Source organism: Agarivorans sp. D1326 (assembly GCF_056958115.1).
In genome coordinates this window covers 59,576-72,388 of record NZ_JBTWEN010000011.1, presented here as the reverse complement: position 1 = coordinate 72,388, position 12,813 = coordinate 59,576, and the positions used below count along the sequence as shown (strand labels likewise).

12 protein-coding genes are annotated in these 12,813 nt (G+C 45.1%); 8 read left to right on the top strand and 4 right to left on the bottom strand.

Annotated elements, in window-relative coordinates; all coding sequences use genetic code 11:
* The first annotated feature begins 315 nt into the window (after nucleotides 1-315).
* The 4 genes from ACYFDN_RS18425 (at nucleotide 316) to ACYFDN_RS18410 (ending at nucleotide 3,242) form a co-directional block, all read left to right on the top strand.
* Entirely contained in the window at nucleotides 316-450 is a 135-nt protein-coding gene (locus tag ACYFDN_RS18425) for a hypothetical protein (RefSeq protein WP_483512274.1), read from the top strand.
* A 21-nt stretch (nucleotides 451-471) separates the two neighbouring features.
* Nucleotides 472-1,011: a hypothetical protein gene (locus tag ACYFDN_RS18420; RefSeq protein ID WP_483512273.1), complete on the top strand. Its 540-nt coding sequence runs from the start codon at nucleotides 472-474 to the stop codon at nucleotides 1,009-1,011.
* 378 nt (nucleotides 1,012-1,389) lie between these two features.
* Entirely contained in the window at nucleotides 1,390-2,835 is a 1,446-nt protein-coding gene (locus ACYFDN_RS18415; RefSeq protein WP_483512272.1) for an FAD-dependent oxidoreductase, read from the top strand.
* 59 nt (nucleotides 2,836-2,894) lie between these two features.
* Nucleotides 2,895-3,242: a RidA family protein gene (locus ACYFDN_RS18410; protein WP_016403908.1), complete on the top strand. Its 348-nt coding sequence runs from the start codon at nucleotides 2,895-2,897 to the stop codon at nucleotides 3,240-3,242.
* Between the two features lie 124 nt (nucleotides 3,243-3,366).
* On the opposite strand, the gene ACYFDN_RS18405 is transcribed toward ACYFDN_RS18410, so the two are convergent.
* Nucleotides 3,367-3,534 carry a hypothetical protein gene (locus ACYFDN_RS18405; RefSeq protein WP_016403909.1) on the bottom strand — a complete coding sequence of 56 codons (168 nt, stop codon included), beginning with the start codon at nucleotides 3,532-3,534 and terminating at the stop codon, nucleotides 3,367-3,369.
* Between the two features lie 456 nt (nucleotides 3,535-3,990).
* Here ACYFDN_RS18405 and ACYFDN_RS18400 point away from each other — a divergent pair, with 456 nt between their 5' ends.
* From ACYFDN_RS18400 to ACYFDN_RS18385, 4 genes are all read left to right on the top strand, one after another.
* Nucleotides 3,991-5,232, top strand: coding sequence for an imelysin family protein (locus ACYFDN_RS18400; protein ID WP_483512271.1), 1,242 nt, complete (start codon nucleotides 3,991-3,993; stop codon nucleotides 5,230-5,232).
* A 70-nt stretch (nucleotides 5,233-5,302) separates the two neighbouring features.
* Complete coding sequence (locus ACYFDN_RS18395) at nucleotides 5,303-6,712, top strand: di-heme oxidoreductase family protein (RefSeq protein WP_483512270.1); 1,410 nt, start codon at nucleotides 5,303-5,305, stop codon at nucleotides 6,710-6,712.
* Nucleotides 6,713-6,721: 9 nt separating this feature from the next.
* Entirely contained in the window at nucleotides 6,722-7,699 is a 978-nt protein-coding gene (locus tag ACYFDN_RS18390) for an imelysin family protein (protein ID WP_483512269.1), read from the top strand.
* Entirely contained in the window at nucleotides 7,689-8,795 is a 1,107-nt protein-coding gene (locus tag ACYFDN_RS18385) for a DUF1513 domain-containing protein (RefSeq protein WP_483512268.1), read from the top strand. Before ACYFDN_RS18390 ends, ACYFDN_RS18385 begins: the two co-directional genes overlap by 11 nt.
* 73 nt (nucleotides 8,796-8,868) lie before the next feature.
* Here the strand turns inward: ACYFDN_RS18385 and ACYFDN_RS18380 are convergent, their stop codons facing one another.
* The 3 genes from ACYFDN_RS18380 to ACYFDN_RS18370 form a co-directional block, all read right to left on the bottom strand.
* Complete coding sequence (locus tag ACYFDN_RS18380; protein WP_338624505.1) at nucleotides 8,869-10,914, bottom strand: methyl-accepting chemotaxis protein; 2,046 nt, start codon at nucleotides 10,912-10,914, stop codon at nucleotides 8,869-8,871.
* Between the two features lie 140 nt (nucleotides 10,915-11,054).
* Nucleotides 11,055-11,963 (bottom strand): DMT family transporter, encoded by a 909-nt coding sequence (locus ACYFDN_RS18375; protein WP_483512267.1) that lies wholly within the window; start codon nucleotides 11,961-11,963, stop codon nucleotides 11,055-11,057.
* A gap of 107 nt (nucleotides 11,964-12,070) precedes the next feature.
* Nucleotides 12,071-12,706 (bottom strand): GTP cyclohydrolase II, encoded by a 636-nt coding sequence (locus ACYFDN_RS18370; protein WP_016403003.1) that lies wholly within the window; start codon nucleotides 12,704-12,706, stop codon nucleotides 12,071-12,073.
* Nucleotides 12,707-12,813: the final 107 nt, after the last annotated feature.

Below are 12,813 nucleotides of genomic sequence, written 5' to 3'. Positions count from 1 at the left end.
TTTAAGCTATTTATTAGTGGTTTGACGGGGCGATTCGACAGCCTCCGCCCCTGCCAAATTTTAAAGGCCAGCTAATTAGCTGGCCTTTTTTCGTTTCTGTGCTGTTCATGCGCTGCTCTTAAACTGCCGCTATCAATTTTTAAACCTCCTTTTTATTAAGGCTTCCTTTTCAGTTTATTGTGTAACTAGACAAAAGGTAGTTGCAAGGCTTGTGGTGCGGCGGGCAACAGAAGGCATTCGAGGCAGGAGTAAAGAGTGGCGAAAGTATGTTAGCTAAATTAAAGTGACTCTGCCCCCTTTTATTTAGCTGATGGTATGCAACAAAAAGTGGTGATAGATATCCGCGGTCAAAATGTCAGTCGTGAGACTAGAAGAGAAATCATCAAAGAGATTGTAAGCAAGTCAAATGGGGCAATTGCTCCAGATGCGATAGATTTTGCAGTTGAATAAAATTAAGGTGGTTGAGGTAATATGAAAACAATTGGTTTTGCTGGTGGGAGTACTACCGCAGGTTTAGGTCCTAAAAACGATGTGCTTGCATTTTTTGATTGCATTGATGAATTTGTTGTTAAAAAGAGTGGTCACGAATACGATTTGATTACAGAAGAGTTATTCAGGCGTTATATACCTTTGCATGATTTAGATTTAGCTTTGCATTTAATGGAGAACATTAGTAAAACCTTTGCGCAGATTAGCTCTGCGGAGTTTAGTTATAATCGAGAGCTGGATGTACAAACTAGACTTGCTTTTGAGAAGCGGACATTAGCTGAAGTGTTTTCAGATTATTTTGCAAAATTTGAAGATGTAGTGGAGTCAGCAAGAGACTTTTATGAAGACTGGCAACTCTATCAGGCTGTGAAAATTGTAGTGGCCGATATTCCTGAATGTATGACCTATAAAATGCTTCCATTAACAGCATACGATACAGTTAATGGTGATCCGCTTTGGTTAAGAGATGCGCTAGGTGAGAGCCCACTTGGTATTAAAGACGGCGTGGCGTATATCAAATAGAAAAAATAAAAGGGGCCAGAGTCATTTTATTTTTCCTACACTAAAGTAAACATATTGCTTTCGGTGTTGAAATAGCTCGAAAACTTCGTGTTTCCTAGCCCGGTGTGACGGTACACGTCATTCAGCGTGGTAACAATCGGCATGATACTTTTACCTATGACGATGATATGCGAGCCTATGTTACTTGGTTAAAGCAAAATGGTCTTAGTTCTTTAAACCTCAATACCTCCTGTTTGGCTATGCGAACCTCTTTACTCGATTTATCTGTAGCTTAGCTCTGCTCGATTAGGGCAAATTCTGTTTCATTGTTACTGATCGACAGTTAGAATATTCACGTTATAGTTTTTTTCTTTAGCGGATGAAATTTTAGTGATGCAAATGCACCCAGTGACGGCGACCTCTTCTGTTTCGCCTCAAGTCGCCGTAGTAGGTGGTGGAATTGCCGGCAGCGCAGCAGCCCTTAAGCTGGCTGAGCTTGGCGCCAAGGTTAGCCTGTTTGAAGCAGGGCCCAGTTTAGTGAACGGGCCGCCAGCTTGTCATTTACATGCCGGTGGTAACCTGTATCGAGAAATCTCCGATGAGCAATGCTTAAAGCTGCTTGAGCAATCCATTCATACCTTACGGGTATTTCCGCACGCTGTTAACCAGCGCCCTACGGTTATTAGTGTGCCACTTAATGACCCCGGCGAGCCAGAAGCATTACTCCCCCGTTTACGCAAGGTGCAAGCTCATTACGCTGCACTTATTGAACAAGACCCTGCCAATCAAAAACTAGGCCCAGCCGAAGATTATTATCGCCTTTACAGCCGCGAACAATTAGAGGCACTGGCAAAGCAAGAGTTAGTGGCTCAGCCACAAAGCCCAGACGAGTGGATGATTCCGGTTGCCAAAAACTTAGATTTATCGGCCTTTAAGTTTCCCTTTGTACAGGTGCAGGAATACGGCTTAAGCCTGTTGCGTATTGCCGCCACGGTTAAGTTAGCCAGTGAGCGCTTGCCCAATTGCCAAGTGTTTACCCAGTCTAAAGTCACGCATATAGAGCTACTGCCAGGTGCTACACCGCGTTGGCGGGTGGATTACAGCAGTCCGCAGGGTAGCCATAGCATAGAGGTGGATTACCTCATTAACGCTTGTGGATATCGCAGTGGCAGTATTGACGATATGGCCAAGCTAAGCCGTAGCCGAATGGTTGAGTTTAAAGCTGCATATTTAGCTACTTGGCCAAATCCACAAGGGCGCTGGCCAGAGCTTATTGTTCATGGAGAGCGCGGTACGCTCAATGGTATGGCGCAGCTAACGCCCTATCCCGATGGCTTGTTTCAGCTGCATGGCATGACCGACACCGTAACCTTGTTTAAAGGCGGCTTGGTTAGCTCCAGCGAAAGCAGTGCCCAACCAGAGCTAGATGCAAGCTTAAGTCGCAAGTTAATCCAAGGTTGGCAAGCTGAAGAAGTAGAGCAACGCACTGTCGAGGCGGTAAAACATATGTCGCGCTACTTACCAAGCTTTAGCAATGCCAAGGTGGCTGGTCGGCCTTTATTTGGTGCCCAGCAAATACCAGGTAGTGACCCAAGTTTGCGCGCAGCTAGCGTTTCCTTTGATAAGGCCCACTATGCACGTACCGAGATTGTAAAGTTCTCTTCGGCCTTAAGTGCTGCCGAGCAAATTATTGAAAACATACGAGAGCTAGGCCTGCTTAGCCCTGCCGCTTGCGGCGATCTTAATACCTTACAGAGTACTCAGGGTTTAGCCTATCAACAAGTGTTAACATTAGCGGAACAGTTAGCAGAACAACGTAACTATCCACTGTCTTTGGCGCGTTAAGCGCTATGATTTAATAGTGTGAAGGCTAGCGATGCTAGCCTTTTTTATAAGGAGCAAACATGTCTATTCAACATTTCGAGAGCAAAGCGCGAATGAGTCGCGCAGTGGTGCATAACAATACCGTTTATCTATGTGGCCAAGTGGCTAAAGACACCAGCCAAGGGATTGCCGAACAAACCCGTACCACTATAGAAAAAGTAGAAGAGCTGTTGGCAACGGTTGGTTCCGATAAGTCGAAGTTACTAAGCGTGACTATTTACGTGCGCACCATGGATGATTTTGCCGAAATGAATAAAGTGTGGGACGCTTGGATAGCCGATGTTACTCCGCCTGCACGAGCATGTGTGCAAGCCCATATGGCGCGAGAAGAGATACTGGTTGAGATGTCGGTAACTGCAGCCGTTTAATCAGCGGTAAGTTAGCTTTGAGAACAAGGCTGAGCTTAAAGAAGTGAGCCTGATAAGGGCATAGCTGGCGACACAACTTTAGTAAGCGAGTTAATCTGGGTACTGATTAACTCGCCAGAATGTCTTAATTTATTCTATCTAGTACCAGCGCAAATTTTTCTGGGATTTGGTTGCGCTCTTTCAAGTTATAGACACTGTTTAACGAACAATTGGCTTTCATCGCAAATACCGAAGGTGGGATACCTTTTTTGCGTAATGCTTTCCAAAACTGCTTTCCATTAAGCGTGCTCATACTCTTTTTTACCCTCATTTAAGTGTGTGAACTAATACCAATCGTACTAAATAACTGTTCATTCTATCTGGTTAAAATACTCGATAACTGCGTTAGAATTTTTGATTGTAGAATAACTACTTATCGAATAATCCTGCCTTATTCTCGAGTATTTCCCTGCGTTATTTCTGAACACTTTCTTAGTGTAATTGGTATAAATCATTAGAACGGGAAATGTTGCCAAATAGTTCATAAAGGCTTGGCAACCTTTCCTACTCACCAGATGCTGAATTTCTCATGCGCGGGTATTTAACGAGAATTATATGACAACTTAATTACATCAATATGGTGATTTTGTGCTTTGTTAAATGGCGCTACTTTTTATTAATTTTTACAAAATGACATATTTTTGTTTACTTATTATCAATGATAAAGATAATGAGAATAATTATCATGTGTGTTTTGAAAGGGATGGCAATGCGCTTATTTAAAGTAGTAGTAGGTTCAACAGTATTGTTGGCAAACGCATCGTTTGCAGATGTAAAACAAGATCAAGTCGTAGAGCATTATGCAGAGTTAGCTCATGCAGTGTTTAGTGATTCGCACGCCAGTGCTTTACAGCTACAGCAAGCAACACAGCAGCTTATTGAAGCGCCTTCAGAAAAAAGCTTATTAGCAGCGAAAGACGCTTGGAAAGTGGCTCGCGTGTATTACCAGCAAAGTGAAGTATTTCGTTTTGGTAACCCAATTGTTGACGACTGGGAAGGGCAGCTTAATGCTTGGCCTTTAGATGAAGGCTTAATCGATTACGTTGCCGCCGATTACCAATACGAGCTTGGTAACCCTGGCGCTACCGCAAATATTGTTGCCAACACTAGCCTGCAAGTAGGTGAAGACAAGGTTGATTTAAGCAACATCACTCCAGAGCTATTAGCTTCTTTAAATGAATTGGCGGGCTCAGAAGCTAACGTTGCTACTGGCTACCACGCGGTAGAATTTTTGTTATGGGGTCAAGATCTTCATGGCACCAAAGCAGGTGCAGGCGAACGTGCTTACACCGATTTTGCTAAAGGCGATGCCTGTACTAATGGGAACTGTGAGCGCCGCGCCGCATATCTAAGCGCTGTAACTCAGCTATTAGTTGATGACTTGGCTTGGATGAGCAAGCAGTGGGCTAAAGATGGCGAATACCAGCAGCAGCTAGTGGCAGAACCAAGTGAACAAGCGCTACGCCGTATGATGTTTGGCATGGGCAGCTTGTCTTTAGGCGAGCTAGCAGGCGAGCGTATGAAGGTAGCCTTAGAAGCTAATTCAACCGAAGATGAGCACGATTGTTTCAGCGACAATACGCACAACTCTCACTTCTACAATAACCAAGGTATTAGCAATGTTTACTTTGGCAGCTTTGAGCGTTTAGATGGTTCAACCTTAACTGGTCCAAGCTTAGCTGAGTTAGTTGCCCAAAAAGACCCAAGTGTTGCAAAGAGCAACAAGAAGATGTTTGAGCAATCTATGGCAGAAACAGCCAAATTGGTAGCGAGCGCCGAGCAACAAGGCGTATACTTCGACCAACTTATTGCTGCTAGCAATAGTGATGGCCATGCACTAATTAATGGAACCATTTTAGCCTTGGTTGAACAAACCCGCGCTATTGAAGCGAGCGCCAAAGTATTAGGTATAGACAACCTAAACCCAGATACTGCAGATCACGAGTTCTAATTATAGGTTGTTTATTTAAGGGAGCTTAGGCTCCCTTTTGTGCTTTCTGAAGTACCATTCTATGGAGAGAGTGAGTGTGAAATTTAACCCAACAAAAACAATAATAATTGCTGTAGCGGCTGTGTTTTGTTCGGCGGTGTTAGCCAACCCCAAAAAACCGGGCGGTGATACCACAACAACCCAAACTGATGCCAACGCGTTTTCTATGCCGGCAGCGAATTTAGGTTTTGAAGGTCGGCTTAACTTTAGTACTGGTAACAGCTTCTTCCGTAACCCTTGGGTTGTAGCTCCAGCTACCACTATCGCCCGAGATGGCTTAGGCCCTTTGTTTAATACCAATGGTTGTCAAAACTGCCACATTAAAGATGGTCGAGGCCACCCTGCACCGGTTGGGGCAAGTAATGCTGTATCGATGTTGGTGCGGATTAGCATTCCTGCAGAAACAGAGCAACAAAAAGCCCTAGAAGCTCAAAACGGCGTAGTACCAGAGCCTACTTATGGCGGGCAAATTCAAGACCAAGCCATACCCGGTGTTGCCGCAGAAGCGCGGGTTCGCTTTGCCTATACCGATAAACCTTTTAAGTTTGCCGACGGCAGCAGTATTGTATTACGCAAGCCACAGTTGATTGTTGACCAGCTAGGCTATGGCGAGATGCACCCCAATACGATGTTTTCTCCGCGTATTGCTTCACCGATGATAGGTTTAGGTTTACTTGAAAGCATTAGTGCCGGAGACATTTTAGCCAATGCCGATCCCGAGGATAGCAATAACGACGGTATTCGAGGTGTGGCTAACCAAGTGTGGGACGCTCAACTACAAGCCTTTAATTTAGGCCGCTTTGGTTGGAAAGCAGGACAGCCTAGCTTGATGCAGCAAAACGCTGCAGCATTTAACGGCGACATTGGCATTACCAGTTTAATGTTCACTAAAGATCACTGTACTGCTGCGCAACAGGATTGTTTAAACGCGACCTCTGGAGTCGACCCCGATGGTTCGGAAGTGAGTGATAAACTGCTTGGTTTTGTTGAGTTTTATACCCAGCATTTAGCGGTGCCTAAACGCCGTATTAAGGATGCTGAACAAGTTGAATTAGGTGATAAACTGTTTAGCCAAGTTAACTGTGACAGTTGCCACAAACGCAGTTTTACCACTGCAAAACGTGAACAATTGCCGGCATTAAGTGAGCAGCTTATTTACCCGTATACCGATATGCTGTTGCACGATATGGGGCCAGACTTGGCCGATGGTCGTGGCGAGTATTTGGCTAGCGGCCAGCAATGGCGAACCCCTCCACTATGGGGCGTAGGGCTTACCGAAACGGTAAATGGCCATAGCCAGCTATTACATGATGGGCGTGCGCGTAATGTTACCGAAGCGATTGTATGGCATGGCGGCGAAGCCGAAGCAGCAAAACAAGCCTTTGCTAACTTGAATCAGTCGCAGCGCGAAGCGCTAGTGGCTTTTGTGAATTCATTGTAAGGACGAAGTATGAAGAAGCAGTTTTTGCGTGGCCTAACCATGGGCTTGCTGGGAGTATTGGGCTTAAGTTGTGCTAATGCCAGCGCCACAACCTCTCAACAGCAATGGCTTGAGCAAGAAAAGCAGTCAATTGCTAAGGTTAGCGCGCAGCTGCTTGAACAGGCGCGTAGTTATCAGCAACACATCGAGAGCTACTGTGCCCATCCTAGCCAAGAGGCTCTGTTAGCTAGCCAATTGCTATGGAAGCAAAACTATTTGGCCTATTTGCCGCTGCAATCTAGCGCCCTTGGTCCTTTGGTTGATCTTAAGCTTAATTGGGCGATTAGCTATTGGCCAGATAAAAAAGATACCACTGGGCGTAAGGTAAAAGCGGCTTTATCTAATGCGCCTATGCCACTAAGCGATACCCACAGTAACCTGCGGGTTCAAGAGTACTTACTGTTTGAAACCTTAAGCGACCAACAACGCTGTTCATTATTGCCGGGTGCGGTGAACCGTTATGTGAGTGCAACTGAGCTAGTGAGTAGCGGCCTACAAAGCGCTGAATTGGAAAAGCTGAAAGTAGAGCAGCTGCGCAGTGATGTGCTAAATAGCTACCGCTTACAAACTAGTACTATGCTGCGAAAGTTTCGCGCGATGTATTCAGCCAAGCACCAACGCTTGCGCCCATACCAAGGCGAGGCATGGCGAGCTAACATTAGCGCTGAGTTATTAGCCGAGCAGTTAAGCCTGTTGCAAATGCGTTACCAGCAGGATTTAGCGCCGTTTTTAGCCAGCAGCGACAGTAAGTTAGCAAAACAGGTGGGTGAGCAATTTACAGCCTTAATACCACTTATGCCAGGCCAAGAGCCCAGTGATGAAAAAGTCGAACTTGCCGTTTGGCAGCAAGCCGAACCTCACTTAGCCAAGCTGGATAGCTTGTTTGCTAACCAAATTCCTCAAGCTTTATCGATTGAACTGGGCTTTAACAATAACGATGGCGACTAAGTTTAATCGCCGACAGGTGCTATTTCAGCTGCTGGGTTTTGGGGCTTCGGCTAGTTGCTTAAGCTTACCCACCTTAGCAAAAGGCTTAAGCAATGAGCCAGACCTAAGCCCGCAAAGTTTGCTGATTGCTTGTGCCAAACAAGCAAATAAGCACTATGTCGCAGCCATGAATATACAAGGTGAACTGCGTTACCAGTTAGCTTTGCCTGCTCGGGGCCACTATGTTGCCTTGGCCAAACCTAAACAGACCGTAGCCGCTTGTGTTGCTCGCCGGCCAGGCAAATACATCATGTTGTTTTCGCCAGAGTCTGGTGAGGTAATTCAACAGCTTTCACCGCCACAAGGTATACACTTTTTTGGGCATGCGGTTTTTTCGGAAGACGCCACACAGCTTTACGTGACCGCGGGGTTAAGTGCTAGCAGTGAAGGGCAGATTTTAGTGTATCGCCAGCAAGATTCCGGGTGGAGTTTAAGCGCTCAGTGGTCATTGGGCGGATTAGGCCCACACCAGTTACTGTTATTGCCGCAGCAGCGTTTGGTGGTTGCGGTGGGTGGCATTCATACCCAAGGGCGAGAAAAGCTTAATCTCGACAGTATGAAGCCTGCTCTATTGTATCTGGATAGCCCAAGCGGAAAACTGCTGCAACGCCGAGAACTCAACAACCCGCAGTTAAGTATTCGCCATCTAAGTTATTCTAAAACCAGCGATACCGTGTGGTTAGCTTGCCAAGGACAAAACCCTGAGCAAGAAGTTACGTCGCTCATATACTCGCACAAAGGTAATGAGCAATGCCAAGCGCTGGATGCTGATGCCGATTATTGGGCTTTGTTTAATCAATATATTGGCAGCATAGTAAGCAGCAATGGCAAGCTTATCGCCAGTTCTCCACGCGGTGCTAAGTTGGCTGTATGGTCAGAACAAAGCCGAGAGCTTGAGCAACTCATGCAAATTGATGATGTGTGTGGCTTAGCAGCTAGCCAACACTCGTGGTTCGCCTCAACCGGGCAAGGTCAGCTTATTCAGCCAAGCAATAAACTGCAGCGCCAACAAACTGCTTGGCAGTGGGATAACCACTTAAGCGTTTTAGCGCTGTAAACTCCCTAAAGTGTGAAAAAGCCAAGCTCATTACTATTTGCAGTAAGGCTTGGCTTTTTTAGTTTAGCGGTAGCTAAGAGCTGTATTGCACTGTATCGGTGTGTGGGTCTAAGTAGCGCTGTTTTGTTCCATTGTTATTGAAGTTTGATTGCAGGCCATGCTCTTCAAAAATTTCGTCTAACGCTTTGTTTTGCTCGGTATTTGCTTGTTCAAAACGGATGTGCAACTGAAGTTTTCCAGATTCGTCTTTGGTTTCATCCATCACTTTACCGGCTATATCAAATTGCTTGTTGGTTCCCTTATATAAGTAAGCCAAATTGAGCACAATTGATTGCTTGTTGTTTAAATGCATGCTGCCAGGAATAACCAGTTTTACCCCGCCTTTACTAATGTCTTTGGTTAAGCCTTGGGTTTTTAAATGCCCTTGGCTTAGTGAGAAATGTAAGCCAGTAGGTACGCGTGGATGACTGCGTTTTTCGTCTTCGTGTTTAGTTTCTGCTTTAAGCGACGCTTCGATAGAAAAGCGCTGTAGTAAGTCGGTGACATTGCTAGATACTCTCGCCAATTGCCCGGCAACCAGTGATGAGGTTTCCGACTTATTATGGCTTTCCTCAATGATTTCCTGTAGCTCGGCTTGGGTTTCTTTCAATATATCTAATTGCTGATTTTGGCGGTCTACTTGTTCATCGATGCTTTGCTGCGCTTGCGCCACAGATTGAATTTTATCGGTTACCTGGAGAATGCCTTGTTCGGTTTGCTTCGAGGTTTCGCGGCTTAGCTCAACCTTTTCTGTTACCTCTCCCATGCTGTTAACGACTTGCTGTACCCCTTCGGTAAGCTGGGTAATTAACTTGGCAATCTCATCAGTGGAGCTTCCCGTTCTGGCTGCAAGGCTGCGAACTTCGTCGGCAACTACGGCAAATCCGCGGCCTTGTTCGCCGGCTCTGGCGGCCTCAATGGCGGCATTTAGTGCAAGTAGGTTAGTTTGCTCTGAAATGGCGCGAATGGCATCCACAATGCCATAAACTTGCTCAGCAGTGTTGCTTAGATCTTTAATAAAGCTGCTGGCTTTAACTGTTTCTTCCGAGGTGGTGGTCATCATGGTGATGTTTTCGCCCACTAAGGCTGAGGCGTTAGTGGATAACTCGTTACACTGGGTCACCATAGTTAAGGTTTCGGCGGCAATCTCGCTTAAGCGAGCGGTGGATTCTTCAAGAGTTTGAGAGTTCTCATACATATTGCTAAAGCGTTGTTGCTCGTTGCGGTTAGCTTGGCTAATTTGACTGGATAACTCCGACACCTGGTTTGACGACAAGTTAATGCTGCTAGAAGCCTGTTGAATTTCGTTTAATGCTTCTTGCAGCGACTCACGCATTAACTCGATGTGGTGCGCCAACATGCCTAATTCATTTTTGCTGATAATTTGGGTAAGTTCAGCTGATGACTTTAAGTCACCACGGCTAATTTTTCGGCTAATTCCTACCAATAGATTAATTGGCTGAGTGGTGTCTCTAATGACGATCCAAGCTACTAGCGAGGCCAAAATCACCATAATCACTGCGAGCCCGATGCTGTTATTAACGAGGTTGTTTAGTTTAAGTTCTGCGTAATCGGCGTAAATGAGTACCGCTTTGTTCATGGCCGCCATACTCTTGTGGTTTATTTCCAAAAAAGCGTTGGCATTGGCGCCTGTAGGGTCGTTTTCCAGTTTATGTGCTGCAGTTAATTGTTGTTTCCATAAACGTTCAACGAGTTGAAGTTGGTCGATGAAGGGTTGGTAACTGGGAGCGGGTAAGTTTATAGGCTGTTTGAGGCCTAAATCTGCGTAGGTTTGACCGCCCCTCATTAACGCACTGAGTGAAGCTTCATATAGCTTTACCGTGTTGTCGGCACTAAGAATGCCTGGAAATTCTTGTTCTTTTAAGTAGCTTCTATGCAACTCTTCAGCAGAATATTTCTTAGTAAGCATGCGTTGGCGACCGGCAATATTTACTATTTGTGCGTCGTCATGGTTTTGTTGCAGAGAGCTTGTTACAAGGATTACTTCACCCATCATTGCTGCTGCTAGCAGTAAAGGAAGAACAAAGAGTTTTTTACGAATCGATATAGATTTGAGCATGAAAGCTATCCTTGCAAATTAATAACTTAATCAGTATAGAACAACTTGTAAGTGATATTTAATAATACTATTGGTGTATTCTGCTAATGCTCACATTTGTATGTTACTAAAGTGCAGGGATGCTCAAAAATGTTGTCCATTCATTCAACTTTAGCGAGCTTTAAGCGCCACTTTTGCCATGGGCTGGCTTTGGTAAATACCAGTAAGTTGCCAAGTAACACTATTGCAACGCCACTTAAGCTTACTAATGTCCATTGGTAGCCTTCGAAAACGGTTGATAAACCTAGCGCCACTACTGGGAAAAGCACAGTGGCATAGGCGGCTTTTTGCGGGCCTAATTTCCCCACTAATACCAAATAAAAGCTAAAGCCTAATACCGAGCCAATTATCGCCAGATATATCAAACTACCTAAGTACAGCGGCTCGGTGCTAAAACCAAACTCTTGGCCACTTAACAAGCCCCAAACTAATAGCAGCGCTGCGCCATAAGCCATGCCATAAGCGTTCACAGAGAGTACCGATAAACCTTGTTTTTGTTGTTTGGCCGAGAGCATGTTACCCAGTGAGAAACAGTAGGTTCCTGCTAGCGCCATTACTAGACCAAGCAATTGTTGGCCGGCGGTTTCGCTATGGCTGATATCAGGGTAAAACAACAGGATAATGCCGCTTATACCCAATATGCCTCCGCAGATTAAACGCAAGCTAGGTTTTTGCCCATGAAACAGCCAGCTGTTGCCCATGTTCATAATGGTCGCGATGGAAAATACTATTGAGATTAAGCCACTTGGGATGTACTGGGCAGCATGGTAAAACAGCATAAAATTACAGCTAAACAAACATAAACCTAGCAATAAGCAGCTGCCGTGTTGTTTTAAGCTAAGCCTTTGCAGGCGTTTGGTAATAAGCAGAAACAGCACCAATACCAAGGAGGCAAGGGCAAAGCGGTACATGATAGAGTTGGCAATCGGCACGTCGCCAATTTGATAGGCAATGGCTAACCAAGTGGTGCCCCATATAAATACGGTTGCGAAATAAATAAAGCCTATCATTACAGCCTCCTGCTGGTGTCACTAAAAGCGTAGTGTCTCAGGTGGTCGTTAGGAAGTATTTCGGATTATTGCGCAGTGCTAGTCGTTTTTATAGATTATTGCGCTTTTTAAGACGGTTGCATGTCTTTGGTAAGTTTTAAACGGTGTTTGCCGCGGCTGGCTTTGGTTTCTAAGTAGTAGTGGTTATCTACTTTTCGATATACACCGGTGCTTTGCAGCTCTTTTACCGCAATACCATTTTGCTCTAAAGCGGCTTGTTTTTTGGGGTTATTGCTAAGTAGCTTTAATTCCGACACACCCATAGCTTTAAGCATTTGTGCCGCTTCACTAAAGTCGCGTAAATCGTCATCAAAGCCCAATTGATTATTCGCCGAATAAGTATCTACGCCTTTAATCTGTAGTTCATAAGCATCTAGCTTGTTGTACAGACCAATGCCGCGGCCTTCTTGGCGCATATATAAAATAATGCCGCCTTGCTCAGCCATTTTTTCGATAGCTTCGTTTAGCTGTTCACCACAATCACAGCGAGATGAGCCGAATACGTCGCCGGTTAGGCATTCTGAATGGATCCGCACCAATGGGGTAGTTTGTTGGCTATCGGCATTTTTAAATACCAAAGCAACGTGTTCTTTGTCGCTGTTTAGGTCAGTAAATGAGAGCATTTCAGCAGGAATATCGCTACGTCGGCCCACCTGAAAGGGGACGCGAGTGCGAATACTACTTAGTTTTTCTGCTGATTTCATTTAAGCGCTCCATTACTACAGCTTATGGCGAGGGCGAAGTGTATAAATTCATTATACCAAATGCAAAGCAATTCCTAATCGTAAATCGTTTGAGGTTATGCCTTTAT

Coding starts and splice junctions, on each gene's coding strand:
- ACYFDN_RS18400 (WP_483512271.1), top strand. CDS start 3,991: ATGCGCTTATTTAAAGTAGTAGTAGGTTCAACAGTATTGTTGGCAAAC.
- ACYFDN_RS18420 (WP_483512273.1), top strand. CDS start 472: ATGAAAACAATTGGTTTTGCTGGTGGGAGTACTACCGCAGGTTTAGGT.
- ACYFDN_RS18390 (WP_483512269.1), top strand. CDS start 6,722: ATGAAGAAGCAGTTTTTGCGTGGCCTAACCATGGGCTTGCTGGGAGTA.
- ACYFDN_RS18385 (WP_483512268.1), top strand. CDS start 7,689: ATGGCGACTAAGTTTAATCGCCGACAGGTGCTATTTCAGCTGCTGGGT.
- ACYFDN_RS18410 (WP_016403908.1), top strand. CDS start 2,895: ATGTCTATTCAACATTTCGAGAGCAAAGCGCGAATGAGTCGCGCAGTG.
- ACYFDN_RS18415 (WP_483512272.1), top strand. CDS start 1,390: ATGCACCCAGTGACGGCGACCTCTTCTGTTTCGCCTCAAGTCGCCGTA.
- ACYFDN_RS18380 (WP_338624505.1), bottom strand. CDS start 10,914: ATGCTCAAATCTATATCGATTCGTAAAAAACTCTTTGTTCTTCCTTTA.
- ACYFDN_RS18405 (WP_016403909.1), bottom strand. CDS start 3,534: ATGAGCACGCTTAATGGAAAGCAGTTTTGGAAAGCATTACGCAAAAAA.
- ACYFDN_RS18425 (WP_483512274.1), top strand. CDS start 316: ATGCAACAAAAAGTGGTGATAGATATCCGCGGTCAAAATGTCAGTCGT.
- ACYFDN_RS18370 (WP_016403003.1), bottom strand. CDS start 12,706: ATGAAATCAGCAGAAAAACTAAGTAGTATTCGCACTCGCGTCCCCTTT.
- ACYFDN_RS18375 (WP_483512267.1), bottom strand. CDS start 11,963: ATGATAGGCTTTATTTATTTCGCAACCGTATTTATATGGGGCACCACT.